The organism is Paenibacillus sp. V4I7 (assembly GCF_030817275.1).
Taxonomy (GTDB): Bacteria; Bacillota; Bacilli; order Paenibacillales; family NBRC-103111; genus Paenibacillus_E.
This window is the reverse complement of record NZ_JAUSZD010000001.1, coordinates 234500-261360: the sequence shown is the minus strand read 5'-3', so window position 1 is coordinate 261360 and position 26861 is coordinate 234500. Positions and strand designations below refer to the sequence as shown.

The following is a 26861-nucleotide window of genomic DNA, read 5'->3' as shown; positions in this document are numbered from 1 at the left end:
AGCGCAATAAAACATACCATGACGAGGCTACCGCGATGATCGGCAGCCTCGTTAAGCTATTGGGCAGAAGAGCGTGGTGAAATATTCAAAAAAAAGGAGCTGTAAAAGCAGCTCGTAATTAAAGTATTTGTTTGGCTGATGAAATCTTTCGACCAGTCTCTGCATCAAAAACAGCATATTGAGAAAAAAGTTTTTTATTTACGTATTTGGCGGAAAAAAAGACGTACACTTGTCTTTTGGGATTATATCCAACACCGTCACCTACTCCAGATGTTGTATTCAATTGTTTAGGGACATTGGAGAACACTTTGTTAATATCCTTGTACAAAACCTTCTCCCTGAGTTTAAATACGGAATCTGGATATTCAGTATATTCACTACGATTCACTTGCTGATAATAATCGTCAGCTCCAAGGAAATTTTTTTCCGCATTACTAGGATACTTTTCAAGTTCGTTCGCCTGAGCAAATGGCATCGTAAACGCTAGTATTAGAAAGCTCATTATTATTACTTTTTTCACCTTTCCACCTCCTGCCAATTATTATATCCAATGTTAGTTTCAGCATTCATGGGTAAGGTGTTTAAAATGTGCCCAAAAGTTTTTGGTATTTAAATAAAGACAATTGAACTAACGCAGAATGATAGTTCAAACAACTAACAAGACGCGGCTGCCGATATTTAACGGCAGCCGCGTTAAGCTAAGGGCAGAAGAACGCAATCAGTCAAAACTTTATTGAGGATGATTTTTAGAATGTCTACGAGTGACATTGATACTATCTTGGATACGCCAATCTTCACCAAATACTTCAACTACAAAATGGTCGTGTATTGTATCGTCTTTATCATATTTCCAAACACAAATCCAATCAGTTTTGAAGCCTGATTCTTCACAAATGAGTTTTCGATTTACCCATTGTTGCGTTCCAGTTGGAACTCTCCACACTTTTATTTTCTTTGCATAAGAGGTTGTAACATGAATTTTCATTTCCCCGCTACCCTCTGGAATATATGTCCAGTTACCTTCAGGAACAGGTGTGGTTTCAATTTTCATTAATGGTGACGCTTGTGCAAATGTTGTAAAAAAACAAAACAGGATAAGTAAGCTGAGTATCTTTCCAAACATGTAATTTTCACCCCCAAATAATATGCCCCATGACGATGTTTTTCTTCACAGCATTTTGCCTTGTCCAAAAGTTGAAAAAGGTATTACGCTAACGGGCAGTAAAGCGTGGTGGATGCTTGCAATGAATAAGCCGTTAAGTGGTTGACTTAACTTCCTACGGAAGTAGCACTGAAAATATAAAACCACACACGTATTGAATGTACATTCCAAGTCATAAGTATAAATCAATAGGATTATGTGGAAACAGTTTTATACCGAGCTTTAATAAAGTCCGTATAGAAAGGAAATGAGACGGTGTAGATGAGCAATAAATTTAAACAAGGACTGAATACAATTGAAATTCCATATGAAAAAAGTAAAATAGGGGTAACCGAAGCAAAATTAGAGATGAGAAATTTTAAACGTAGGTGGTTATTTGTTATTGTCACTATAATAGCTGCTTCTTTTGCTTTAGCGATTTTTGCACCTAACTACTTTACAAACAATCACCCGGAAAATCCTGTTGTCAGAACAATCGCATCATCCAACTCTTTTGATGTAACCGATACACGCAGACTTGTCGGGTGGGCAGATAATGTATTTGTCGGTAAAGTTATAAAAAAGGATGGTACTAAATCATTAGATAGAGCTCCTGAAACTCAATTTAAAGTGGAAGTTTCTGATAATGTAAAAGGTATATTTAACGGTACAGTAATCGTAAATCAACAAGGTGGATTCAAAAGAAATGAATTAATACTAATTGAAAATGACCAATTACTTCACGAGGGACAATCATATTTATTTGTAACGAAACATTTGAAGGAAGAGAATTGGAATACCTTAGTACCTGTATACGGCGACATTCTAATTGCCAATGAAGAAGCAAAAAAAGAACTAATTAAGAAATACACAAAAGCTTATAAAAATGAAATCCCATTTAATATGAGCAAGTCATTAAACTAACGGAACTTTTAGCTGAATAAAACACCCTCGAGGCTGCCACGTGAATGATAGGGCAGTCTCGTTACGCTATCGGGCAGAATTGCACAATAAGAGCAATTGCATTATATTACATAAAAAGGAAATTCAATATTTCTCACGAATTAGTACTTTAACAAGTTGGGTTTTTGCTGTGTTCGCAAACAATACGTTTATATACAATTTGCCTTAGACCCGTATTAAAAAGCAATTTTTATGGGGAATTTGAGAGATGTAAAACTTCATTACTGAATTACCAATTACCAATTAAATGAGGCGGTGATTCAAATGTCATGTTTTATATGTGACAAGCATTTAGGTAATATAAACCAACCACCTGGTGGGTACATTTACGAAGATGAGCACTGGATGGTTTGCCATTTTCCTGCACAACAATCTGTTTTAGGGCGAATAGTTTTAGAATCCAAGCGTCACTTTCTCGACTTTTCCGATATGTCAGAAGAAGAAGCTGGATCGTACGGAGTATTGATTAAGAAGTTGTATTCTGCCCTCAAACAAGTCACTGAAGCAGAACGTGTGTACTCACTAGTAACGATTGATGGTGTCCCACATTTTCATGTACATTTTATTCCTCGAAGAAGCGATAGCCCAACAAAAGGGATGGATTTCATTAAACAAGATTGGTCTTGCAGTGAAATAGATGCCTTTAATGTCGCACGGAAACTGTATCTTATTCTCAACTCGACCGATAAGATAAAGATTTAGACTGATGGGTGTGCCCATTGAGCTAACGGGACACGATAGTTAAACGCAGGGACCCCTAACACTATGGCGGATGTCGAAGTGCTAGCGACTATCTAATTGTTTGCGCCAGTTGTTCCCTGTTTTTTACATACTTATTCGTATTGCTGGAGAAACTATCTCTGAGGTGATGTCGGTTGAGTTCGTTTAAGATTAATTTAATTATCTTAACTAGTTCACTATTTGTTCTTGGGGCAGCTACCGTATATGCTGAGCCGCGAGAAGAATCTCTTGAGCAAGCTTTATTACAGCAATTGCATCCAGTTGTGTATTCTTCTCTGCAAAGCATTTATCACGAACAATACACGCAGTACAAATGCATACGTATTGTCTCGATTAATGAACGAGTAACCGCTTCGAGAAAGCGAGCAAAAGAGCTGCCAGTCGATGCCATACATGGTCAAAAGTATTTTGAGATAACGGTTGGAATCCTTAGAAGCACTGGTGAGTACGTTGAGTTAAATTTAAAAAACGATACGGTGTCAGCTCTATATTATCTTGTAAATTACAAGAAGGATGTACGCCCGGCTGATTTTAAATGCATCCCAAGTTTATGAAAAACCAATTGAAGGGGCGCTAAATGGCGTCTTCTTTTTTCGTTTCGCGAAGAATTTCCTTATTAAGCTAAAGGGCAGGATAATGTAGGGACTGTCTTGAATAAATTATGTATAAAAAACTAAAACAAATTCAATAGGTATTCAGATTATGAAGAAAAAGACAAGAAAAATTATTATAGGTGAAAAGGAATACTTATATGTGATTAACCAAGAGTATAAACAAAATTTAAGCATTATTTCACTAAAGATATCTTTAATGGGCTAAAGGAGTGATAATATGAAAAAATTACTGAACATGAAGAAGAAATTTTTAACTGTTTCTGCAGGTGTATTACTTCTCTCTGCATTGAATGCAGTCCCCACATTGGCTGATAAAGTAGGAGCTTCAAAAGTTACTCTGACGGATATTGGAAATCACTGGGGGAAAACAGCAATTGAAACAGCGATATCAAAGGGCTATGTGGAGGGTTACGAAGATAACTCTTTTCGGCCTGAACGTCAAGTAAGCCGCGCTGAATTCATCAAAATGATTTCAGTCGCAATCGGTCTTAAGAGCGATCCTGTTAAAAGTGATAATTGGTATGATGTTTATATCAAGAACATGAAGGACGCAGGAATCTTATGGGGTAGCTTCAATACTAACAAGATGAATGATGCTATCACACGTTCAGAAATGGCTTCCATTTCAGTTCATGCGGTAGATATCAATTCACCAAGAGCAACAATGTTAGAGGCTACAACCATGGGATTGATTCAAGGTAGGTCTGACGGTGCTTTGGATGAGGATGGTACAACTACTAGGGCTGAATCGGTGACGATTGTAGAACGTGTCCTGACGAAGCGTAGCGGTAATCCATTGCCAATAGACAAGGATGCTGTTGCTAAAGCAGAGGTCATGTCTACGGGAACAAACATTAAGTCGGTGTTGGGTCTCAAACCGATGGGTTTAGGAGAGAGGGTTGCTATTGCTCAGGGTGTGAGCGCAAAAATTGAGAAGGTTATTATTATTGACCCTTCTAATTTAGCCGACCCTTATATGAATTTGATTGATCTTGCTATTAAACCACCATTCAGTAAGTTAGAAGACAATTATGTTGTATCAGTTCAATTAAGAGTTCTGGTGGATTCGACTGCAAATAAGGATTCATCTATATCTGTTATGCAGAATTTCAGTCTTCAAGATGCTAGTGGATTGGTTGTGTCAACCAACCCTTTACGTAGCCCTATACTTTTTAAACAATCGGCTGAGTATATAGGATGGGTTTCAGCTTACTATCCCAAAAATAATATCAAAAATGGGATAGGTTTCGATATATCTGGTCATCAAGTAATTTTGGGGTCGCCTAACTAAAAAGGGGGCAATGCCTTGAAAAAGAAACATAGCGTGTTTCTTACTAGGTTCCTCTTGTGCTTAATGATCTTTGAGTTAGTAGTTCCGTTCTTATCTGACGAAGTAGATGCTTCCACCCAAACTACGACGAGGGTATATGTAGATTTCTCCAACCCTTCTAATGCGGGTAGCACAACGACTGTTTCGCCTCAGTATTCATCTTCTAGTACAAAATCATTGGACGTAGATTTATCTAGATATGAGGGACAATAACATACTGCTTATCATAGATTCCGCCACATCAACTATGAGTTCATACGGAAAACCAGAAGGCACAGCCAACATATATCCGCTTGGGACAAATCGCTGGATCGACGCCATGCATGTGCTCGTTTATCTGGACGATGACACGACTTGGATCGCAAAAATAAGAGAATGAATTAGAGGCTGTTTTTGAGATGATATGTTAGGCAGGAATGTGAAAACAGATATAATAGAGAAAAAACTAAAAATTACCCAAATTTAACGGATACTATAGTTGAACAAAACAAGGAGCAGATCTGCTGGTGCAGCTGATTCTTGTTTTTATTGAGGGACGGGCAGTTTAATGCAACTTTGTATATGGTGGACCGATGGTCCACCATCGGTTTGTTTCAGGAAAAAGTCCAGTCCGCAAGGGATAACTTGAAAGCGATAGTCGTTCAACTAACGGATAACTATACCTACATAACTTAAAGCTGGCCATTGCGAAAGCCGGCTTTTTCTTATTACAAAAAAAATGTTTCGTCTCCCGAGTGAGAGTTTTCGCTAATATTGCTCGTCTATATAGTATAGAACTCCAAGGAGGCTTAGCAGTGGAGGAATGTTTAGAGCGAAATGAGAAAAATAGTGAAATACAATGGATTAGCAGTGTACTTGATGGCCGTAAAGAGGATTACGCCTTTGTGGTGAACCGATACAGAAATAAAATATACGGCCTACTGAGGGGAATGGGGGCGGATCACCAGGATGCCCAAGACCTGACTCAGGAGACCTTTATTAAGGCATACCGAAAACTGGCTTCGCACAACACAAATAAAAGTTTTGCTGCATGGTTATATACCATAGCGGCTAACCTGCTGAAAGACATGCGGAGAAGATCACATCACACGGAGTGGCTAGCGGATCCACCTCCCGATCATCCGCCTTGTGAAAATCCGGAAATGGTTCTGCTTCAGGAGGAGCAGCGCACGGAGGTTCAGGTCTTGATCCAGCAGTTGCCACTCAATTACCGGATCGTGCTACTGCTACGCTATACGAACGATTTGAGTTACGTGGAAATGAGTGAAGTTCTGGATGTACCAATAAACAAAGTCCAAAATGATCTTTATCGGGCCAAAAAGAGATTAAAACAAATGATGACTGTCGAGGAGGTGAGGACCGATGGAATGCTTAAGCCCCGTTGAGATGGAAGAATACGTCCTGGAAGATCCTTCGTCCCATAAACAACAAATGGCCGAGCATATCGCCACCTGCCCGAGGTGCCGTTCCCTTTACCATGACAAACTCGAACAGCAAGCAAGATGGTCACAAAGGTTGTTCTCGGAAGCCTTACCTGATTCGTTTACTACCAAAGTGATGGCAGCGCTGGAGCAAGTAGATCTGGAGACATATACAATGAAAGAATCGCTGCCAGCAACAATGACGACGATCGTAGGCTCACATGAGCCCGAGACCATCAACGAAACTCCACCTACAGATGCTGGAAAAAGCTTGTTCAAGCAAAGAGGCGCAAACTTTTGGAAGCTATCGATCGGAGTGGCTTCGCTATTGATTCTTTTTAGTACCGTAATTTTGTATTCCGGTCCAACACTGGCGGAGACGCTCCGTTCCCTATTTACGCGTGATAACGTCGACATCGGGCTACTTCGGGCGCAAGAGTTTGGTCTGGTGGAGCATCCGAACATTAAGGTTAAAGATAAAGGTTACACTTTCAAAATTGATGAAGCGGTAGCAGACCCTACCAGAGTTATCCTGGCACTACAGTTGTTCGGGCCAGATGGAAAACATGACAGAGAAAGGCTTGTTTTGACTCCGGAAAACAGCATTAAGATTAGGGACGATAAGGGACAAATCGTTGGAAATATGTATGACATGGGAATGACGAATGATTATTACTATCTGGTCGCCAACTTTCCAAAACCTCTTCAAACAGAAAGGATTACGATAGAAGGTCGTATTACCCAGTTAGGCAACGAAATCCAAAATGTCCCTTATCTTAAAGGACAATGGAACTTCAATTTTTCAATCGATATGAAAGAAGCTAATAAAAAAACGACCGTTACTCCATTGAAGGGAAGTTATACAGCTCCGGGCGGTATGACGGTTCGCTTGAAGAGCTTGACCCGGATGGTGCAGGGTATCCGGTTAGAGCTCGATACCGAACTCGATGAGGAAGCACGAGTCCGCTCACCTGGTGAATTATGGAAGCAACAAGGCTTGAAGTTTCATTTCGAGGATATGCAGGGAGCCGAGATTCATAGTGTCAACACGAGAAAGGGGTGGCATAGAGACAGTTTGATGACGGAGTCCCACCTCCCCGGCGACAAGCCTGGATTGATGCATTGGAGCTATACGTTCAAATATTTGCCGCAAGACACCCCCTATACTTTCGTGTTAGATGGTTATTTTGTCTCAGAACGTGATGGTGCATCGGTCCAGTTTGAACCTACCAATTTAAAAGATCAACCAGTTCCTTTCCGATTTGACGGTGATAATCTCATGTTAGTAGATTTCACAGTAGAGTCCCCACCGAATACAAATGGAAAAGAAGCCGAGGGTGCCTTACATCTGAGCGGAAGATTACGGAATGAAGATAGCTACAGCCAATGGATATTAAGACTTCCTAATAACAACAAAGATTATATGATCACTAAACGCGGTGCCTCGACCACGGAAGCATCAGGGTGGAAAAATGGTTATATAATACTGGGCGGAGCACAACTAGGAGGGGCATTCGATTTCCGTGCCGAAGGCCTAACCGCAATACCAGATCGGCTCCAGCTGATTCGCACGGTAGTGGATCGACTTTATACCAACGTAGATTGGTCCATAACGATGAAGGAAGAAGTCAAGCGACAGTAAATGCACTTTTGGGGTAACTAAATTCAATCACGACATAACGGCAGCCGGCACACGATCGGCTGCCGTTGTCTGTTGAAGTAGAGGGCAGAATACTTACAATAAATTCCCACAGGATAAACAAAGGATTTTCTATTTTCCAACCGAATAAGTGATGAATTGCAACTAAGAAGAGGGTATGATTGCATGAAAGTAAAATTTGGAATACTTTTTTTGTAATTCTAATTACTCTATAATCTATCGACAGCTTAGAGGGGAAACAATATGAATAAACTAATAAAATGGATTTTACCGATAGTTTTTGTATTTTTAACTGCTGATTGTGGTGAGAAAGCGGTAGTTAATGAACAATTAGCTGAAAAGGTAAGTGAAAAACCAGTTAATTTTTTGAAATTGGACGACTTTAAACAAGTAATGCAAGAAGAAGGTACATTTCTTGCATCAAAAGGAGAGGGGACTCACGAGATGTTTATTCTCTCGGGGGTAAAGCCTTCAATATTTACAGCATCATTAATGTTCCATGAAGAAGTGAACCCAAAGAAAAACCTCTACGTTTATGAATTTAAATCAGATGAGGAACGGAAAATAGGACTCGAAGCTTTTGATCAAATTAAGGATATAGTCAAGTTCTCTGCGCAACCTCAAGTCACTTTTCAAAAGAATTTGGCGGTTATATATTGGAGCGATGCACAAGACTTAGAGCCTAATGATAATGTAACCGATCCTGTTGGGGAAAATGTCCTCTATGCAATGGATCGGTTGGGTGAACCTGGAATTGAAGGTTATATTGTTGATAAGAAAGCAGGAGAAATACTTGTTGTAAGTAGTGTAGCTGTTGATTACAGTCACGGCAAGGGTCAAGAGTTTTACAATGCAATCTGGTTCTCAAATGTTTCAGATACACTAGTCATTGGCGATAAAGTTAAAGTATGGGCAGAGCGTGGAAATTACACACTGCCTTACCCAGGCAGGGAAATTGCCCACAAAGTGATAGAACAAACAACGGTTCGTCCTAAAGAAGCCGATCGTACAGAGGAATATATGCTACAAAAGGCACTTCAAGAAGAAAAATTAAAGACGGACATGCACAAGATTATTGCAGTGAAATCTGTTAATTATAATGCGAAGGAAGACACGTGGTATTTACATTTTAAAGATACGATAATGCTAGAAGACTTTTACTTTAAGTTAGATGATAAATAAGAACTTATGTTATCTCATTAAGCTAACGCAGAACTATAGTTAAGGGGCTTGCTTCGCGGCAGTTCTTCTTTTGTTTTTATTAAAGTAACAGGTTAATGCAACTATGATAATTCCTATTGCGTCTAATATTCTATACTGGTTAAGTTAAATTAGATGATAGGAGTGACAAGATAACATTGAAATATAAAATTGGGGCTATCTTATGTGTGATATTTCTCGCATTGATCTTAGGGCTTGCATTATTTCAAGATGGTCAAAAAAGAAAGCAAAACACGGTAGAGTTCCCTACTATTGAAGATGTTATTTCGGCAGAAATAGATATTGGTGGACCACCAGGTCCAAATAAAGAACCAATTCAGATGGACTTAAATAATAACATGCAAAAGATAACAGTTGCCAAAATTACTTATTGGCTTTCACATGCTGAATTTGTAAGTTCTGCACGTAATCAATCTGTATCCTTTGGCGGCGGACCAAATCAGTTTGTAATGAAGACACGAGATGGAAAATCAATAGGGATTGTAGATGCTTTTGATTCCATTTCGATAGAAGTCCCAAACGGGTGGATGGCAACAGAAGTATCAGTAAGTGATCAGGTGACCATTTCATTTGAAAATAAAGTCTTTAGATTAAGATCGCCCGATTTAAAGCGATGGATCGAAACTGATATGAATAAAATAATTAATGATCGTTTAAAAGAACCACAGAAGCAATGACATTTATAAATATCATTTTGCTTATTAGATTAAGCTAACGGAAACGTTAGTTAAAGACTTGGGACAGTTCGCCGCGGCTAGCAACTGTTCCTTTTTTGTTGAAGTAACGGGATTATCTTGAATTAATAAAATAATTTTGTTTAGTATTAACATGGAAAGAATATGCTTATTGTAAGAGAACTTAATAATTCGGTAAGTAAAAAATTGATTGGCGGTGGTTCTGTGATTTGCCATAAATTAAAAGTTATTGAAACGATGTCCGAAGGGAATGGACTATCTAATGTATATGATGACCTCATAATTCAAGGTGTTTCCATTGATTCTAGAACAATACAGAAACATAATTTATTTATTCCAATTATAAGACAATTGGACGGTCACGATTACGTGGAGGAAGCAATATCTAAAGGAGCGATAGCCTCTTTATGGCAAAAGGATCATCCCAACCCACCTGTTCATGTACCGCTAATTTATGTTGATGATTGTTTGAAAGCACTTCAAATTCTGGCTGCTAATTATCGAAGGGAATTATCAATAAAAGTAATTGGTGTTACTGGTAGCAATGGTAAGACAACCACAAAAGATATGATAAATTCCGTGGTGCAGACAAAATACCGAGTTCATAAAACTGTGGGGAATTTAAATAGCCAAATTGGAGTTCCCTTGACCATATTAGATATAGATAAGAACGCAGAAGTTGCAGTAATTGAAATGGGGATGAGTGAGAGTGGTCAAATCGATCGACTCTCCCGAATAGCTCAGCCAGATGTTGCTGTCATAACTATGATTGGTGTGTCTCACTTATCGAGTCTTGGATCAAGGGAAGAAATTGCTGCCGCAAAATTAGAGATTGTCAATGGCTTGCAAGATAATGGAGTTCTAATCTACAACGGAGATGAGCCATTGTTAACCAATGGACTTAATATAATTAGAGTCAAGAAACCGATCTCTGCTATTTGCTTTGGTGAAGGCGACACTAATGACTACTGTGTCGGAACCACTCTAACAAACTCAGAAGGATCCTTTTTTACAGTCGGTGACGATAAGTTTTACATACCTCTGCTGGGTACACATAATGTGTCAAACGCACTAGCGACAATTGCTGTCGCGTCAATACTAGGTATAGGTCCCGCCGAAATGGATGCGGGTTTTAGAAATTTGAAAATAACTGGTATGAGAATGGAGAAGGTAGTCTCACCCTTTGGATTTACCATAATTAATGATGCATGGAATGCTAGCCCCAATTCTATGACCGCTGCAATAAAAACCTTTGAAGAATTAACCGGTTATGCAAGAAAGTTTTTAGTCTTAGGAGACATGCTTGAACTAGGTGAACAAGAGCAAGAATTTCATCGGGACATAGGGAGGAATATTGATCCGACTAAAATTGATTTTATTTATACGGTCGGCACTCTCGGTAAGCATATCGCATTAGAAGCAGAAAAAAGATTTCACAACGGTTGTGTCCAGGCATTTCCGGACAAAAAAGAGTTAACTAAGAAATTAAGGAACATGGTAAAGCAAGACGATGTAATCCTGCTGAAGGGATCGAGGGGTATGCAATTGGAGACGATATTGCAGAATTTATTATAATACAAAGCGAGTGCTTTATTGTGCTAACGGTTAACGATAGTTCAGTATTGGAGGGCGCCATCGATCAGGCAAAAACTTAATAGTATTCTGTTCAATGGGGATAATAATCAAAAAAGGTAGGTGTTGTTCTAATGAAAAAATGGATAATCTTCCTTCTTCTCTTTTTTGCATTTTCATCATCAATACAAGCTGATACAGAATCGCCAAATGCTAAGGGGCTACAAAAAGAGATCCTTCATGATGCACTTATTCATGAACTGTTACCAAGTATATCTCAAGTCCTTGATAAACAATTTGGCGTAGGTCATGGTTTGGGGATTCAATGCCAAAAAATTTTAGAAATTAAGAGATTAGAGCAAGGTCAATTTTACTTTGAGGTAACATTGGAAGCGATGACTTTCAAAGGTGCACATAACCCGCCTAACGACATTGTCACAGTAAAAATATCCAATTATCCCACGGGAAATTGGGTTATTAAAGAGTACTCAATCAACGAAGACAAACCAGCAAATTACGTATGTGGAAACCCAGACTATAGGAGGTAGCAGGCGCGTCGAGGATTACTATGGAATTGAAGGGCGCTCAATGGCGCCCTCTTTTTCGTTTCGTGAAGAATTTCCTTTTTAAGCTAACAGGCAGAAGAGCGTGGTGAAATATTCAAAAAAAAGGAGCTGCAAAAGCAGCTCGTAATTAAAGTATTTGTTTGGCTGATGAAATCTTTCGACCAGTCTCTGCATCATAAACAGCATATTGAGAAAAAAGTTTTTTATTTACGTATTTGGCAGAAAAAAAGACGTACACTTGTCTTTTGGGATTATATCCAACACCGTCACCTACTCCAGATGTTGTATTGAATTGTTTAGGGACATTGGAGAACACTTTGTTAATATCCTTGTACAAAACCTTCTCCCTGAGTTTAAATACGGAATCTGGATATTCAGTATATTCACTACGATTCACTTGATGATAATAATCGTCAGCTCCAAGGAAATTTTTTTCCGCATTACTAGGATACTTTTCAAGTTCGTTCGCCTGAGCAAATGGCATCGTAAACGCTAGTATTAGAAAGCTCATTATTATTACTTTTTTCACCTTTCCACCTCCTGCCAATTATTATATCCAATGTTAGTTTCAGCATTCATGGGTAAGGTGTTTAAAATGTGCCCAAAAGTTTTTGGTATTTAAATAAAGACAATTGAACTAACGCAGAATGATAGCTCAAACAACTAACAAGACGCGGCTGCCGATATTTAACGGCAGCCGCGTTAAGCTAAGGGCAGAAGAACGCAATCAGTCAAAACTTTATTGAGGATGATTTTTAGAATGTCTACGAGTGACATTGATACTATCTTGGATACGCCAATCTTCACCAAATACTTCAACTACAAAATGGTCGTGTATTGTATCGTCTTTATCATATTTCCAAACACAAATCCAATCAGTTTTGAAGCCTGATTCTTCACAAATGAGTTTTCGATTTACCCATTGTTGCGTTCCAGTTGGAACTCTCCACACTTTTATTTTCTTTGCATAAGAGGTTGTAACATGAATTTTCATTTCCCCGCTACCATCTGGAATATATGTCCAGTTACCTTCAGGAACAGGTATGGTTTCAATTTTCATTAATGGTGACGCTTGTGCAAATGTTGTAAAAAAACAAAACAGGATAAGTAAGCTGAGTATCTTTCCAAACATGTAATTTTCACCCCCAAATAATATGCCCCATGACGATGTTTTTCTTCACAGCATTTTGCCTTGTCCAAAAGTTGAAAAAGGTATTACGCTAACGGTCAGACTAGTTTAACAATTTCCCGAAAAAGCTTTTGTAACTTTTGGCTAATAGATTTCGTTCATATATTAATACAGGAGGTGGGATTTAATGGGTAGATCGATTTTAATTTTGATCTTTTCAATGATGCTTATATGTGTAGGCTGCCAAAGCAAACAGCAGATAAACAATGACAAGTTGGTAGTTCTCAAACGCTCCGGAACAGAAAACAAACACGAAAAACACAAAGAGGTTACAGATAAGAATACAGTTCTAGCCATCAAATCGGTGTTAAAAAAAGGGGATTGGAAAAAATCGAAGATTAGCATGACTATACCGCCCGATTATAAAATTTATTTCGAACCTACTGATGGTAGTGAAGCATTATCTGTTTGGTATGATGTTTGGTTTACGAATGAATTCGCGGAAGTTTATATTGAGGCTCAAAATTTGTACAGAAAGCTTTCAGTAGAAGATTCTCTTGCACTCCGTGACGTAATTCAATAACTGGAGGAATTAAGCTAACGAGGAACTATAGTTAAGGGGCTTGCTTCGCGGCAGCTCCCTTTTGCACGAGTAAGCGGAAGACTTTGAAAGAAGGGTTGTTTTCTATGAAAAAATGGAAGTCATTTGAGGGTGACTAACATCGATACATATGGCGACTTACTTATTTTCCTGTTCATTGGGATTGCTGGTGTTTAAAAAAAGCATGACAACAAAACACCTGCAATATTATTTGGCTTAGTTTCATATATTGATAGGAATATGAATACACCTAGCATAATAATACTTGTTTTGGGGTGATAGTTTAATGAAGTATCTTATTCAAACATTGCTTACTTGTTTGTCATTTTCAGTCATTACTGCTTGCACATCGCAATCTCCAGTAGCTTTAAAAACCACTGAAAATCCAGTGACAGTTCAATTAGTAGTAAGCACTAATGAGAGGCCAAAACCAATTCAACAATTTTTAAATGCGGGTGATGTTAATTCGTTACAAGTAGCAGGTGGTTTACCGAGTAATGAGAAGCCGAACCCATTTTGGAATGAGGAAGCGAAAGGAACAAAGGTTATATCCAAAGTTATGGGTTGGCTAAATTCATCAGAGATAGTTAATGGAGAAACTAATTGGGGAAAACACGGTTATCCCAATATTTTGAATTTCTATTTGAATAGTGGGCAAATAGCTGTTGTTGAGCCTGCATACAATTGTGACACGACAAAGGATGCTAAAGGTTATGTTACAAAAAGATGCACAACTGCTAATGGCGAGATTGTCTTCAACTATGAGTCAAAGCATATTCGTTTAAAGTCTCCAGAACTTTATGATTGGCTTCAAGGTGGTTGGAAGAATGAAAATTAACATATTATTATGGAAATTAAAAAGTTCAGCTTTAATGATTCTTTGCTACCTTTTGTGGAATTTGTAATTCTTGAAGGTTGAAACATATAGCAAACTAGGATCGAGAGTTCAATGATCAGGGACAGTTTGCCGCGATAGCAGCTCCTTGGTTCATTAAACTAATGGGCAGTTTAGTGATATTACTTGAGTGTAAGAACGGTATAAATGGAAACTTTTTACTTGTTAGCTTCGTCTAATTCATTAGAAATTAATATCGGGAGTGATGAATTTGAAGAAGTTCGTTTTAGGTCTAATTTGCGGAATTGGTTTAACAGCGACAACTGCCGTGTATGCCTCTGACACAATTCAAGCGTACTTATTTCCAGTTAGATACGAGTTTAACGGTCAAACTAAACAATTAGACAGTGAATACACCACATTAAATTATAATGGTCATGCTTATGTACCTATTCGATTTGTTGCCGAGAGTCTTGGGGTAGGTATAAGGTATCTAGATAAAGATAAGGTTATTTCCATCATGAATGAACCTACAAACATCGACGGATTTGCAAAAAAGGTATGGCTAATCCATTTTCGTTTGAATGTAGGTAATGATCAAAGATATGTTAAAGAACTTATTGGTGAGCCAGTAGTAGAAAGAACAAATGAAGATAATCAGCAAGCAGTATGGAGATATGATTACATGGCAACTCAAGACTATCAATATGGTGATTTAAGTAATATTGATTTTGAAGGTCTCGGTCAAGGAAAGATACGGGGACAATTATTGATTAATTGGTCTAACGAAGGCAAATTAGAAAAGATTCAATTCTGGTACACTAGTTCGGTTACTGATGTAGATAGGAAAACTTATTCGTACATTCTTAATCAAGATGGTTCGACATCTGAAGCCATGTATGAATAATCAGCAGTAAACATATGAACGGGGACCGTCTGTGAAGGAGATTATTATACTTGATACTTCCCTTATGTTTATTAAGCTCCCTAGGAAAACTATAGTTCTGAGCTGCATTGAAGCGGCTCCTTTTTGATTTCTTTGAATTAAAAGGCAGTAGAACGTGTTGGAAACTTGAGTTCAAGCTACTGTATGAGAGGTTAACGCAACTATCAATATATTTGCATCGTCTAAACAATTGGTATTATTTGTTATTTAAGCAGGAGGAGTGATGATTTATGCTCATTGAAGAAGAGAACATTTTTTCCCGATGGTTACTTTTTGCCTTCTACTAAGTGAGGATGTTGAGAAGATCAGATATAGACATATTGATATGGGGAGGGAAGTTCAATTGAAGCATAGGTGGTCTTTACTCACAATAATAATTTTTTTATTGGTGGTAGGTTGCAATGTAAAGAATAATGATACGGCTACACAAGACGGACCTATAATAAAAGAGTCAAATCCAAATTTATTGACCTATGCTGAACCCAATAATCCGGGTCAAATCGGTGAGACAAAAGAACGAGTTAGTGATATCTCAGCAATTATCAATAAACTCCTGGATGTGAATCATAAATACTCAGCTTTAGAAGGAAAGATCATAAAAACATTTGAGCCTACTGGAGAAAAGGAGCTAATTGAACTTGCTATCGAACAGCCTAGCCGATTCTACGTGAAGCACATATTAGATTCTAAAACTCCGGATCTATTTGAAGAGTCAATATTTGATGGAACAAATTTTCAAATTAAAGGATCTGATGGTGAAATAAGTCAATTATCCCCAGCAGATATTAATGGACTTGGAGTACTTCTACCTATCGGTGGTGTAAACGAATTATTGTATCCAAAAATGTTTATTCACAATGCCATTAGTAGTGGTCAATCCACGTTAAAGGTTGAAGAAAAGTTCCTTGATCGTGATTCTACAGTTATAGTTATAGACCGTAAAGAGGGGAAACTGGGAAATAGGCTAACTATTTGGTTTGATAACCAAGCTGGAATTATCCTAAAGATTATTTCTTCAGATGGTGATAAGCCTGTACAAACTATTGCATTTGATCAGATAAAATTTACCGACAAAGCTAATGAGGAAAAATTTAAGAAAATAAAGTGAAAAGCGCGTTCAACTAACGGCGAACTTTAGCTGAGGAGCTTGCTACGTTGTAGCTGCTCCTTTTTCGGTTATTGAAGTAACGGGCAGGAATGTGGAATACCTGCGTGCAAGTGGATTGAATAAAAATTGAATAAATGGTGATACTTACCACTTGTTCGCTCCGTCTATAAATTATAGTAGTAAACAAGGGGAGTGATGAATTTTGAAAAAGTTTGTTTTAGGTCTGATTTGCGGAGTTGGTTTAACAGCTACGACTGCTGTATATGGCGCAGACACTATTCGAGCATACTTGTTTCCTGCGAAATTCGAAGTGAATGGACAAAACAAAGAAATCGGCAGTGAATATACGGTATTGAACTATAACGGTCATGCTTATGTACCTGTACGTTTTGTAGCAGAAAGCTTGGGGCTTGGAATAAGGTATGCAGACAAAGATAATGTGATTTCGATTATGAATGAGCCAACTAACGTTGATGAAGTAACAAAAAAGGTTTGGCTGGTCCAATACCGCATAACTAACGGAGTGGACAGAAATTATGTAAAAGGTCTTTTAGGCGAACCGAGCGTAGAACGAACGAATGATGATTCAGAACAAGCGGTTTGGAGATATGATATATCGCCGATTCAAGGATATAAATACGATGATTTAAACAAAATTGACGTTAAGGGTCTTGAACAAGGAGATATTAAAGCTCAGATTTTCATTCATTGGTCTAATGAAGGCAAAGTTGAAAGAATTGCATTGTGGTACACAAAAGATAAATGGATTCACGTGAACTATTTATACGAAGACGGCTCAATCACAGATGCTATATACGAATAAAGCTGAAAAAGCATCATTAAAGATGGGGCTTTATCACTACGCTAACGGGTAACGAGAGTTAAGTAATTGTAACAAAAATGATATCTTATATTCATGTGGCATTAATGAATCAAGCCTATAATTAAACTCGACCCCCTTTTAAATACACATACTCAGACCCTCAGCCCGTTGCTGTGGGTCTCTATTTTAATGTTCAATTAAAAGGCTGAATAATGGAACTTACCTGAGCTTTACTTCGTCTATTGAAATATGTCATTAGCTATAAAGAAATTGGCCGTGCAGTGAAAGAAAACGTGTATTGAAGGGGGAGCTAATGAGAAAAATCGTTGTTGTTCCATTTATCGTTTTGATTACAATTGTCATGTCTGCTTGTAACCCTAATTTAAATGCTTCAAATAGGCAGTTGCTTAAGGCAGAAGATATATCGTCAATACAGGTTGTCGGGGGCTTGCCAGGAACGAAACATTCCCCTTTATTTCAAAACACTGATGGAGCTGGGAAAACCACCATTTCAAAAATTATTGGGTGGATAAACACTTCAAAACCTATCAGTGGTCAAACGGAATATGGAAAGCATGGCTACCCAATGGTAATAAGCATAAAGACGGATGATGGCAAGATGATAACTGTTGAACCTGCGTATGACTGTGTTTCACAAACAAATGTTGACGGCAGTGGTTCAAAGACCTGCACCCCAGCTAAAAGTGAAATCGTACTAAGAAATGATTCGAACAAGATTCGAGCCGAATCACCTGAACTGTATAAATGGATAAATGAAGGTTGGGAAGAAGAAAAATAAGAACATCTAGATGCTCGCCTGCAACATTGTCTACGCTAACAGGTAACGCTAGCATAAAAATAAGCATTAAGATTAAACCCTCCAAATTCTAGCAAAGCTAGAGATAACTTATACTTGGGAGGGTTTTTATTATGACATTGAAGGAGTTATGGATGCTGTATGAAGCTGACAAACGTATCCTGGGGTTCAGCTCACATACAATGAAAGCATACTTTCTACAACTCAACATGTTGATTCGTGAACTGGGTAATATGGAGATTGAAGAAATATCTTTAAATTTGTTAAAAGATTACTTTGCAAGGGTATCAGAGCGATTAAAACCGAGTAGCTTAGGTCATCGAATTCGATTTGTACGATCTCTTTTTCGCTTTGCATTTGAAGAAGGTCATATGACACGGAATCCTTCTCTCAAGCTGAGAGAGCCTAAGATGGACAAACGTATTCCGAAATTCCTAGTTGAGGAGGATGTTATTCATCTTAAGATTACCTGTCATTCTCACCGTGAGCATGCTCTGTTGGAATTTTTGTACTGCACAGGCTGCCGCGTAGGAGAAGTTCAGAAAATAAACATTGAAGACGTTAACTGGGAGAACTGTTCAGCAATTGTGAATGGTAAGGGTTCTAAACAAAGAGAGGTTTATTTTACTACCGAGTGTAAGGTTTGGTTAAAAAGATACTTAGAGAGCCGTGGAGATACTTGTAAAGCATTGTTTGTTACCGAAACGAATCCAACCCGACGATTGACGATTCCAACAATACGTTGGTCATTAAAAAAGCTGGCAAAACGCGGAAAAATTAATGCCAATGTATATCCTCATCGATTCCGTCACACATATGCCTGTCAATTGCTAGATAACGGTGCACCGCTAGAATTTATTCAGGGTATGCTTGGGCATGAAAAAGCGTCTACTACACAGATTTATGCTCAGCTGCGCGGAGAGCGTAGGAGAGAATTATATCGTCGATACTTTTAGGTATTTCATCGGTTACCCCCTAGAGGTTTACTTGACCTCATAATACGATAGGGCAGATTAGCACAATAAATGTTATTCTTGCAAATACCAGTTTATGGTATAATCTGCATAACTGAAGACAGTTATAACAAAATACTTAAGAAAAGGTGTGATCAAATGACCTTTGGTTATTTCATACTTTCAGTATTTGTTTCAATTATTCTCTTCTTTATAATTGGTATTACAATTAAGCCAAGTGCCAATGATGGAGGTATGGTTTTTATAATTGGAATTGTTCTTTCACTACAGCTTTCATTAATAACAGCAATTTTACTAAATAAAAAAACGGAAAGCTAAATACGAATCTTCGTTCAATAAGGGCTGTAAGAAAAAGGTGGTTACCTTTTTCTTACGCTCTAATGGGAAACTATTAGATCAATAACAACAGGCTGCCAGCCAGGTTACTTGGTAGTCTGTTGAAGTAACGGGCAGTTTAGTGATATTGCTTGAGAGTAAGAAAGATATAAATGGAAACTTTTTACTTGTTCGCTTCGTCTAATTCATTAGAAATTAATATCGGGAGTGATGAATTTGAAAAAGTTCTTTTTAGGTCTAATTTGCGGAATTGGTTTAACAGCGACAACTGCCGTGTATGCCTCTGACACAATTCAAGCGTACTTATTTCCAGTTAGATACGAGTTTAACGGTCAAACTAAACAATTAGACAGTGAATACACCACATTAAATTATAATGGTCATGCTTATGTACCTATTCGATTTGTTGCTGAGAGTCTTGGGGTAGGTATAAGGTATCTAGATAAAGATAAGGTTGTTTCCATCATGAATGAACCTACAAACATCGACGAATTTGCAAAAAAGGTATGGCTAATCCATTTTCGTTTGAATGTAGGTAATGATCAAAGATATGTTAAAGAACTTATTGGTGAGCCAGTAGTAGAAAGACCAAATGAAGATAATCAGCAAGCAGTATGGAGATATGATTACATGGCAACTCAAGACTATCAATATGGTGATTTAAGTAATATTGATTTTGAAAGTCTCGGACAAGGAAAGATACGGGGACAATTATTGATTAATTGGTCTAACGAAGGCAAATTAGAAAAGATTCAATTCTGGTACACTAGTTCGGTTACTGATGTAGATAGGAAAACTTATTCGTACATTCTTAATCAAGATGGTTCGACATCTGAAGCCATGTATGAATAATCAGCAGTAAACATATGAACGGGGACCATCTGTGAAGGAGATTATTATACTTGATACTTCCCTTATGTTTATTAAGCTCCCTAGGAAAACTATAGTTCTGAGCTGCATTGAAGCGGCTCCTTTTTGATTTCTTTGAACTAAAAGGCAGTAGAACGTGTTGGAAACTTGAGTTTAAGCTACCACTTTTTTCAACTGTATGGGAGGTTAACGCAACTATCAGTGTATTTGCATCGTCTAAACAATTGGTATTATTTGTTATTTAAGCAGGGGGTGATGATTTATGCTCATTGAAGAAGAGAACATTTTTTCCCGATGGTTACTTTTTGCCTTCTACTAAGTGAGGATGTTGAGAAGATCAGATATAGACATATTGATATGGGGAGGGAAGTTCAATTGAAGCATAGGTGGTCTTTACTCACAATAATAATTTTTTTATTGGTGGTAGGTTGCAATGTAAAGAATAATGATACGGCTACACAAGACGGACCTATAATACAAGAGTCAAATCCAAATTTATTGACTTCTGCTGAACCCAATAATTCGGGTCAAATTGGTGAAACAAAAGAACAAGTTAGTGATATCTCAGCAATTATCAATAAACTCCTGGATGTGAATCATAAATACTCAGCTTTAGAAGGAAAGATTATAAAAACACTTGAGTCTACTGGAGAAAAGGAACTAGTTGAACTTGTTATCGAACAACCAAGCCGATTCTACGTGAAGCACATATTAGATTCTAAAACACCGGATCGATTTGAAGAGTCAATAAATGACGGAACAAATGTTCAAATTAAAGGATCTGATGGTGAAATAAGTAAATTAACCCCAGCAGATATTAATGGACTTGGAGTACTTCTACCTATCGGTGGTGTAAACGAATTATTGTATCCAAAAATGTTTATTCACAATGCCATTAGTAGTGGTCAATCCACGTTAAAGGTTGAAGAAAAGTTCCTTGATCGTGATTCTACAGTTATAGTTATAAACCGTAAAGTGGGGATTGAGAAACTAGGGAATAAGCTAACTATTTGGTTTGATAACCAAGCTGGAATTATCCTGAAGATTGTTTCTTCGGATGGTGATAAGCCTGTACAAACTATTGCTTTTGATCAGATAAAATTTACTGAAAAAGCTAATGAAGAAAAATTTAAGAACATAAAGTGAAAAGCGTGTTCAACTAACGAAGAACGATAGCACAGAAATAAAACAGGCTGCCTGCATACTGGAGGCCACTGAAAAAGTTCAAATCATATAAATAGGGTACCTTATAACAATTCTGAGGAAAGGTACCCTGTTTTCCTGTATAATTTAGTTAACTAATTTCAGGTGGTGTCTCGGATGATTTCAAACCAACAATCCCTTATTCTTAGTCCATTTATGGCCATTTACGATATCGTAGTACCTAACGATAATATGTTACGTCAAATTAATGACCTCGTAGACTTTTCATTTGTCCATGAAGAATTACAGAATAAATACTGCCTCGACAATGGCCGAAATGCTGTTCCACCTATTCGAATGTTCAAGTATTTACTACTAAAATCAATCTTCGATTTATCAGATATAGATGTCGTGGAACGTTCGAAATATGACATGTCTCTCAAGTATTTCTTAGATATGGCACCAGAAGACAGGGTTATCGATCCCAGTTCACTTACGAAGTTTCGCAAACTTCGCTTGAAAGATATGAACCTTCTCGACATGCTGATTCAAAAAACAGTGGCAATAGCTTTGGAAAAAGAAATCATTAAGAGCCGCTCAATAATTGTGGATGCTACTCACACGAAATCACGATTCAATCAGCAATCACCAATAGAGATATTGAAGGAGAAGTCCAAACTGTTACGGAAATCAGTGTACCAGATCGATGAAAACATGAAGTACAAGTTCCCGCCAAAAACAACGTCTAACGAATTAGCAGATGAACTGGACTATTGTCAAAAAGTAATTGATTCCGTTGAAAAAGAAGAAGCTCTCCGCGAATATCCAAAGGTAAAAGAAAAGCTGAATTACTTGAAAGAAATGGTGGAAGATCACATAGAGCACCTTCAACTCTCGAATGATCCTGACGCACGTGTGGGTCACAAGACGGCAGACTCCTCTTTCTTTGGCTATAAAACACATATTGCCATGAATGAAGAACGTATTATTACAGCTGCCATCATTACAACAGGAGAGAAAAGTGATGGGAAACAATTACAATCCTTGATCGAGAAAAGTCGCAAAACAGGCATGGAAATCGATACGGTCATTGGAGATACTGCCTATTCTGAGAAAGAGAATATCCAATATGCCAATGAAAATGAATTGCAATTAGTATCAAAATTACATCCCTTAATTACACAAGGAAATCGTAAAAAAGAAGATGAATTTGAGTTTAATAAAGATGCAGGGCTGTACGTTTGCAAAGCGGGACATATGGCGATTCGCAGGGCGCGCACGGGAACAAAAAATATGGGTGAAAACCAAAGAGACTCCTATTACTTTGATATCGAAAAATGTAAAAAATGCCCTTTAAAAGAAGGTTGTTATAAAGAAGGGGCGAAAACAAAAGCCTATTCGATCAGCATCAAATCAGCGGAGCATAGCGAACAGCTAGCCTTCCAGGAAGGTGAACATTTCAAAGAGAAAGCAAAAGAGCGCTACAAAATTGAAGTGAAAAATAGTGAACTAAAACACAGACACGGGTATGATGTGGCATCTTCCTCGGGTCTCATTGGCATGCACATACAAGGAGCAATGGCTATATTCACTGTCAATCTCAAAAGAATATTGACGCTACTAAAGTAAAAAGCATGAAGAAAACCATAATAAAGGCGAATTCTCATTAAGATATTGAATGGAAATTCGCCTTTATCTATTTAGGTCCTCTTCACAAAATTAAAAACAGATGTTTTTCAGCGGCCTCTGCATACTGGGTAGCCTGTTCAAAAAATGGGCAGGATTACATAATAATTGGCGTTAAAGGAAAACTAAGTATGGGTGAATATAATGAAAACAAAGCTTATACTGATTTTAGTTCTTTTCTTTGGAGTTTCAATCCCTTCGGCGATTGCAAAATCAAATTATCCAAAGATAGATTTTCGTACACTAACCAAAATTAAGAACAAGGCGAATTTTAAAATGTTCGTCCCACATGAATTACCACCAAAGTGGACTCTAGAAGTCAAAATTCCTTATCCGTTGGATATCACAAAACCAATAAACGATATCAGACTACATTATTTTAGTCAAGATGATGAGTATATGGTAGGTATCCAACAGTTTAAAGAAACAAGAAACACCATTCTTGAGAAAGAATCAGTGAGTCCTGATTACATTGTAGAAAAGATTTTTGTCAATAATCATGAGGGGCGATTTAGTCCATGGTGGAAAACTAGAGGAGAGAATGGTGGGTACTTATCTTGGGTGCAAGACGGTACTTATATCACGATGGATAGCTTTAATTTAACAAAAGATGAAATGATGAAATTAGCTAAATTAATGGAGTGAGATTGCAACTGACTTTTCCATGTGAGTCAATGTTAATTGTTACGCTAACGAAAAGAGAAGTTCTATAAAGAAACCACTCCAATGTTAGGAGTGGTTTTGTCTTATATGGAATCATAAATTTTGTGGTTAAATGATACTTTGTGTTTAGATACACTACGGTGAACCGTACCATAGACGACAGGTCAGGTCATTAAGCTCCCTCGATATGATTTAATTTTCTCACGAAAGCTCGTGAATTCGCAGGATTTCATCCCATTTAGAATAGGTTGACGAATGAAAAGAGTAAGGATTGCTAGGCTAATCTGTTAGAAGGCGTGCGGGAACAGAGGTGGAAGTAGCCTCACCCAAATTGTTCCAAATACTGCACGTATTCTCCACGTAGCCCTTAGTGGTTGTCGCTCCCATGTCTCAACGGGTCAAAGCCCTTTCCTCTTCTTTTTTTCTAGTCTTCGGTTGTTGAGTTGGAACAAGCTATTCGTATTTTATGGTAGAAAGGATAATATCCAATCCTATATTTCTCAATAAATAGATGATTCAGAAATAGTACAAAATTAATTTTTGGAGGAATTCCCGGTGCATAAAAAAAAAATTATTTCATCAACATTGGTAACAACTACTATTGTCGTGTTATCTACTTCGTTAGGGGTTTTTGCAGGGAGTAATTTACAAGAGATCAAGGCATATTTAAACGGAGATATTAAGTTTGAAGTAAAAGGTTCTGCATGGGCACCAAAAGATTTGGAAGGAAATATGATATTGCCAATCACTTATAATGGTACTACCTATGTTCCTCTCCGAGCAATATCTGATGCATTAAATACTTCTATTGAGTATGATTCAAATCGGAATATGGTTATCGTTGGTGATAACGAAAAAAAGAATCCAACTAATGTTAATACTACTACCAAAACAAATGAGATAAATAAAATTGATGTTGTATTAAAAGCATTCCGTGACGATGGGTTTACTGTAGGTGAGAAAGAGGAACAATTTTATCAATTGATTGGAGCTGTGGACGGAGTAGGGGTAAATATTAATGGAATAGGAATAGAATTATATCTATACGATTCTAAAGATATTGAGAAGGTAGAAGAGGAAATGTTGAATGAATCGGCAATATTAAATGGCAACGTCATGCTTGTATTTCCAACACCTATCGAACATCCTGATAAAAATCGTATTATAGAGGTTTTTAAATCAGTTAAAGGAACTGGAAATTAAATGCCCCGTTTGTCCATTTGCACTTTATAGGCTAAAGGTAGAAATCCGTTAGAAGGTATGGATAAATATAAGGTGTTTCTGCTTTGCTGCATTTATAGTCTCTTATCATTGTATTTAATGTGGAGCTAATGCAGTATAATTGATCGTCGTTAAACACGTTGACGATAAATAGCTCCTTAACGTATAATGGGAACAAGACATTTCGGCACAAAGCCAGTTTACGCAAGCACGAGCTCCCTATGGGATGCTATTATCCCTTTTCTTGGGTGAGGTGCGCGCGTAACTGGCTTTTTTTGTTTTTTTACGCCGAAATTTTATGTTTGGAAGAAGCGCTTGTTAAGCAGAAATACTGCTTACAGGCGTTTTTTTATACAATCCGCCTCCCACTAGGGCGAACAAATGTCAGTGGCACGAGACAATAAACGATCGTGCCATTGGCACCCGTTTGTTTTCTCGTGGAAGAAGGAGGTCCATATGGACTTGAATGTACTTAATGAAAAAGTGGGAACTTGGTACGACACAATTCCCGGAGGTAGGTTAACCGTATTTTTGGTGCTTGTTGTATGTATTGTGAGCTTTATGATGACCGTTTACTTTGTAGATCGGCGCATCGAGAAGGCAAGGGCAGGACGTGCTAAACGATTCCAGGAGCAAAAGCAACTAAAACCCGCTCCGTATGAGATGGTGATCCGCAAATGGCAAGATTAGCATCGGAATCCAAAGCAGGTTACTATGCCACTCCGCCTGAAGAGATGGAACTGCTTCTAAGAGCGCTGCATGTTCCAGAAGTTGCAGCAGCTGAGAAGCCAATCTATATTTATGATCCGTGTTGCGGCGAAGGGGAGGCCCTCTCGATGCTTACTCAAGCATTCCATGAGAAGGGTGCAGTCAATACCCGCTCCTATGGAAGCGAAATCGAAGATGGTCGCTATGAGGTGGCTGCAGAAGTTCTTGACCATGTATTGCATGAAGGATATCAATTCGTTCGGACGGAACCGAAGTTTAGCTTATTATGGCTGAACCCACCGTATCAAGACGGTTTTTCCGAAAGAACAGAGCTGACGTTCCTTCGTGCCCTCACTGGTTCGAAGCAAGGTGTCCTTCAAAAAGGAGGCATCCTGCTATTTTGCATTCCACAATATGTGGTCAAGGATACGGCTGGCGTTTTGAGCGGCCGCTTCCTTGATCTGAAGGTCTTCAGGTTCACAGATGCGAACTATGACGTCTTTAAGCAAGTAGTCGTCGTAGGGAGGCTCGGTAAAGCGCCTGCAGCGGATCAGAAGAAGGCTTACAAAACTCTTGTCGCTATTGGCGAAGGGGAGCGGGATATGTTGCCCACCCTGGAGGATATGGAGCCTTTTGATATCCCTCCGTGTGATACGGACGGGGAGCCACTGTTTCGTGCAGGCCCGCTTCATCCCGAGGAAATGGCAAAAGATTTCGAAAGTTCTGCCGTTTTGGGGGATATACGAAGTCGATTAGCGCAGCTAAGCAGTGCGGCCACTATGAAGCGGCCCATGCTTCCCTTGAAGCCTGGCCACCTCGGCATTTCGATCGCATCTGGAGCCGTAGGCGGTAATATGGGAAACCATATTATTGCTGGCGTCACCAAAAAGCGAACGGATGACGAAGCCATGCACGATGATGATGGAAACTATGTAGGAACTCGCAGAATTCATCATTTCGCGAGCATCATTCGGGTTTTTACCCCGGATGGTGTGATCGATTTGAAGTAATGCAGTTTCAAGGTAAGCAGGTTGGGGCGTATGCTTCGGCCTGCTTTTTATTATGTTAAGGGAGGGA

28 protein-coding genes are annotated in these 26861 nt (G+C 38.3%); 24 read left to right on the top strand and 4 right to left on the bottom strand.

The genetic code is table 11. From position 1 onward, the window contains the following. Positions 1–118: 118 nt before the first annotated feature. Both QFZ80_RS01265 and QFZ80_RS01260 read right to left on the bottom strand, forming a co-directional pair. Positions 119–520 (bottom strand): hypothetical protein, encoded by a 402-nt coding sequence (locus tag QFZ80_RS01265; RefSeq protein WP_307544701.1) that lies wholly within the window; start codon positions 518–520, stop codon positions 119–121. Between the two features lie 210 nt (positions 521–730). Further along, entirely contained in the window at positions 731–1123 is a 393-nt protein-coding gene (locus tag QFZ80_RS01260) for a hypothetical protein (RefSeq protein ID WP_307544703.1), read from the bottom strand. Between the two features lie 300 nt (positions 1124–1423). Between QFZ80_RS01260 and QFZ80_RS01255 the strand changes: the two genes are divergently transcribed. The 10 genes from QFZ80_RS01255 (at position 1424) to QFZ80_RS01210 (ending at position 11906) form a co-directional block, all read left to right on the top strand. Next, positions 1424–2065 carry a hypothetical protein gene (locus tag QFZ80_RS01255; protein WP_307544705.1) on the top strand — a complete coding sequence of 214 codons (642 nt, stop codon included), beginning with the start codon at positions 1424–1426 and terminating at the stop codon, positions 2063–2065. A gap of 303 nt (positions 2066–2368) precedes the next feature. Beyond that, positions 2369–2806: an HIT family protein gene (locus QFZ80_RS01250; RefSeq protein WP_307544707.1), complete on the top strand. Its 438-nt coding sequence runs from the start codon at positions 2369–2371 to the stop codon at positions 2804–2806. Between the two features lie 173 nt (positions 2807–2979). Beyond that, complete coding sequence (locus QFZ80_RS01245) at positions 2980–3399, top strand: hypothetical protein (RefSeq protein ID WP_307544709.1); 420 nt, start codon at positions 2980–2982, stop codon at positions 3397–3399. 277 nt (positions 3400–3676) lie between these two features. Beyond that, positions 3677–4750, top strand: coding sequence for an S-layer homology domain-containing protein (locus QFZ80_RS01240; RefSeq protein ID WP_307544711.1), 1074 nt, complete (start codon positions 3677–3679; stop codon positions 4748–4750). Positions 4751–5583: 833 nt separating this feature from the next. Beyond that, positions 5584–6174, top strand: a complete 591-nt coding sequence (locus QFZ80_RS01235) for an RNA polymerase sigma factor (RefSeq protein WP_307544713.1) — start codon at positions 5584–5586, stop codon at positions 6172–6174. Beyond that, positions 6152–7852, top strand: coding sequence for a DUF4179 domain-containing protein (locus QFZ80_RS01230; protein ID WP_307544715.1), 1701 nt, complete (start codon positions 6152–6154; stop codon positions 7850–7852). The genes QFZ80_RS01235 and QFZ80_RS01230 overlap by 23 nt, the downstream gene beginning before the upstream one ends. A 261-nt stretch (positions 7853–8113) precedes the next feature. Further along, complete coding sequence (locus QFZ80_RS01225) at positions 8114–9052, top strand: DUF3221 domain-containing protein (protein WP_307544716.1); 939 nt, start codon at positions 8114–8116, stop codon at positions 9050–9052. 176 nt (positions 9053–9228) lie between these two features. Then, entirely contained in the window at positions 9229–9768 is a 540-nt protein-coding gene (locus QFZ80_RS01220) for a hypothetical protein (RefSeq protein ID WP_307544718.1), read from the top strand. Positions 9769–9990: 222 nt separating this feature from the next. Beyond that, the gene (locus tag QFZ80_RS01215) at positions 9991–11361 is read left to right on the top strand and encodes a UDP-N-acetylmuramoyl-tripeptide--D-alanyl-D-alanine ligase (protein ID WP_307544913.1); all 1371 of its coding nucleotides are present in this window, start codon (positions 9991–9993) and stop codon (positions 11359–11361) included. A 131-nt stretch (positions 11362–11492) separates the two neighbouring features. Beyond that, positions 11493–11906, top strand: a complete 414-nt coding sequence (locus QFZ80_RS01210; RefSeq protein ID WP_307544720.1) for a DUF3888 domain-containing protein — start codon at positions 11493–11495, stop codon at positions 11904–11906. Positions 11907–12051: 145 nt separating this feature from the next. Here the strand turns inward: QFZ80_RS01210 and QFZ80_RS01205 are convergent, their stop codons facing one another. Then, positions 12052–12453, bottom strand: coding sequence for a hypothetical protein (locus QFZ80_RS01205; RefSeq protein WP_307544722.1), 402 nt, complete (start codon positions 12451–12453; stop codon positions 12052–12054). A gap of 210 nt (positions 12454–12663) precedes the next feature. Further along, complete coding sequence (locus QFZ80_RS01200) at positions 12664–13056, bottom strand: hypothetical protein (protein ID WP_307544723.1); 393 nt, start codon at positions 13054–13056, stop codon at positions 12664–12666. 184 nt (positions 13057–13240) lie between these two features. Here QFZ80_RS01200 and QFZ80_RS01195 point away from each other — a divergent pair, with 184 nt between their 5' ends. The 14 genes from QFZ80_RS01195 (at position 13241) to QFZ80_RS01130 (ending at position 26794) form a co-directional block, all read left to right on the top strand. After that, entirely contained in the window at positions 13241–13636 is a 396-nt protein-coding gene (locus QFZ80_RS01195) for a hypothetical protein (RefSeq protein ID WP_307443021.1), read from the top strand. A gap of 304 nt (positions 13637–13940) precedes the next feature. Beyond that, on the top strand, positions 13941–14492 hold the full coding sequence (locus QFZ80_RS01190; protein ID WP_307544725.1) for a hypothetical protein: 552 nt from the start codon (positions 13941–13943) through the stop codon (positions 14490–14492). 268 nt (positions 14493–14760) lie between these two features. Further along, complete coding sequence (locus QFZ80_RS01185) at positions 14761–15396, top strand: stalk domain-containing protein (RefSeq protein ID WP_307556834.1); 636 nt, start codon at positions 14761–14763, stop codon at positions 15394–15396. A 382-nt stretch (positions 15397–15778) separates the two neighbouring features. Further along, positions 15779–16543 carry a hypothetical protein gene (locus QFZ80_RS01180; protein ID WP_307544729.1) on the top strand — a complete coding sequence of 255 codons (765 nt, stop codon included), beginning with the start codon at positions 15779–15781 and terminating at the stop codon, positions 16541–16543. Between the two features lie 202 nt (positions 16544–16745). Further along, entirely contained in the window at positions 16746–17366 is a 621-nt protein-coding gene (locus tag QFZ80_RS01175) for a stalk domain-containing protein (protein WP_307544731.1), read from the top strand. 313 nt (positions 17367–17679) lie between these two features. After that, complete coding sequence (locus QFZ80_RS01170) at positions 17680–18165, top strand: hypothetical protein (RefSeq protein ID WP_307544733.1); 486 nt, start codon at positions 17680–17682, stop codon at positions 18163–18165. A 131-nt stretch (positions 18166–18296) separates the two neighbouring features. Further along, positions 18297–19139 carry a tyrosine-type recombinase/integrase gene (locus QFZ80_RS01165; RefSeq protein ID WP_307544735.1) on the top strand — a complete coding sequence of 281 codons (843 nt, stop codon included), beginning with the start codon at positions 18297–18299 and terminating at the stop codon, positions 19137–19139. 570 nt (positions 19140–19709) lie between these two features. Next, on the top strand, positions 19710–20345 hold the full coding sequence (locus QFZ80_RS01160) for a stalk domain-containing protein (protein ID WP_307544738.1): 636 nt from the start codon (positions 19710–19712) through the stop codon (positions 20343–20345). 393 nt (positions 20346–20738) lie between these two features. Continuing rightward, complete coding sequence (locus tag QFZ80_RS01155; protein ID WP_307544740.1) at positions 20739–21509, top strand: hypothetical protein; 771 nt, start codon at positions 20739–20741, stop codon at positions 21507–21509. A gap of 174 nt (positions 21510–21683) precedes the next feature. After that, positions 21684–23135, top strand: a complete 1452-nt coding sequence (locus QFZ80_RS01150; RefSeq protein WP_307544742.1) for an IS1182 family transposase — start codon at positions 21684–21686, stop codon at positions 23133–23135. Between the two features lie 201 nt (positions 23136–23336). Continuing rightward, the gene (locus QFZ80_RS01145; protein WP_307544744.1) at positions 23337–23837 is read left to right on the top strand and encodes a DUF4367 domain-containing protein; all 501 of its coding nucleotides are present in this window, start codon (positions 23337–23339) and stop codon (positions 23835–23837) included. 573 nt (positions 23838–24410) lie between these two features. Then, entirely contained in the window at positions 24411–25058 is a 648-nt protein-coding gene (locus QFZ80_RS01140; protein WP_307544746.1) for a stalk domain-containing protein, read from the top strand. A gap of 474 nt (positions 25059–25532) precedes the next feature. Further along, the gene (locus QFZ80_RS01135; protein ID WP_307544748.1) at positions 25533–25766 is read left to right on the top strand and encodes a hypothetical protein; all 234 of its coding nucleotides are present in this window, start codon (positions 25533–25535) and stop codon (positions 25764–25766) included. After that, positions 25754–26794, top strand: coding sequence for a DUF6094 domain-containing protein (locus tag QFZ80_RS01130; protein ID WP_307544750.1), 1041 nt, complete (start codon positions 25754–25756; stop codon positions 26792–26794). Before QFZ80_RS01135 ends, QFZ80_RS01130 begins: the two co-directional genes overlap by 13 nt. Positions 26795–26861: the final 67 nt, after the last annotated feature.

What these genes read in the sequence shown, in the direction of transcription:
- QFZ80_RS01260 (WP_307544703.1), bottom strand. Translation starts at nt 1,123, where the DNA reads ATGTTTGGAAAGATACTCAGCTTACTTATCCTGTTTTGTTTTTTTACA.
- QFZ80_RS01255 (WP_307544705.1), top strand. Translation starts at nt 1,424, where the DNA reads ATGAGCAATAAATTTAAACAAGGACTGAATACAATTGAAATTCCATAT.
- QFZ80_RS01250 (WP_307544707.1), top strand. Translation starts at nt 2,369, where the DNA reads ATGTCATGTTTTATATGTGACAAGCATTTAGGTAATATAAACCAACCA.
- QFZ80_RS01240 (WP_307544711.1), top strand. Translation starts at nt 3,677, where the DNA reads ATGAAAAAATTACTGAACATGAAGAAGAAATTTTTAACTGTTTCTGCA.
- QFZ80_RS01230 (WP_307544715.1), top strand. Translation starts at nt 6,152, where the DNA reads ATGGAATGCTTAAGCCCCGTTGAGATGGAAGAATACGTCCTGGAAGAT.
- QFZ80_RS01225 (WP_307544716.1), top strand. Translation starts at nt 8,114, where the DNA reads ATGAATAAACTAATAAAATGGATTTTACCGATAGTTTTTGTATTTTTA.
- QFZ80_RS01210 (WP_307544720.1), top strand. Translation starts at nt 11,493, where the DNA reads ATGAAAAAATGGATAATCTTCCTTCTTCTCTTTTTTGCATTTTCATCA.
- QFZ80_RS01200 (WP_307544723.1), bottom strand. Translation starts at nt 13,056, where the DNA reads ATGTTTGGAAAGATACTCAGCTTACTTATCCTGTTTTGTTTTTTTACA.
- QFZ80_RS01195 (WP_307443021.1), top strand. Translation starts at nt 13,241, where the DNA reads ATGGGTAGATCGATTTTAATTTTGATCTTTTCAATGATGCTTATATGT.
- QFZ80_RS01190 (WP_307544725.1), top strand. Translation starts at nt 13,941, where the DNA reads ATGAAGTATCTTATTCAAACATTGCTTACTTGTTTGTCATTTTCAGTC.
- QFZ80_RS01170 (WP_307544733.1), top strand. Translation starts at nt 17,680, where the DNA reads ATGAGAAAAATCGTTGTTGTTCCATTTATCGTTTTGATTACAATTGTC.
- QFZ80_RS01165 (WP_307544735.1), top strand. Translation starts at nt 18,297, where the DNA reads ATGACATTGAAGGAGTTATGGATGCTGTATGAAGCTGACAAACGTATC.
- QFZ80_RS01150 (WP_307544742.1), top strand. Translation starts at nt 21,684, where the DNA reads ATGATTTCAAACCAACAATCCCTTATTCTTAGTCCATTTATGGCCATT.
- QFZ80_RS01145 (WP_307544744.1), top strand. Translation starts at nt 23,337, where the DNA reads ATGAAAACAAAGCTTATACTGATTTTAGTTCTTTTCTTTGGAGTTTCA.
- QFZ80_RS01135 (WP_307544748.1), top strand. Translation starts at nt 25,533, where the DNA reads ATGGACTTGAATGTACTTAATGAAAAAGTGGGAACTTGGTACGACACA.
- QFZ80_RS01130 (WP_307544750.1), top strand. Translation starts at nt 25,754, where the DNA reads ATGGCAAGATTAGCATCGGAATCCAAAGCAGGTTACTATGCCACTCCG.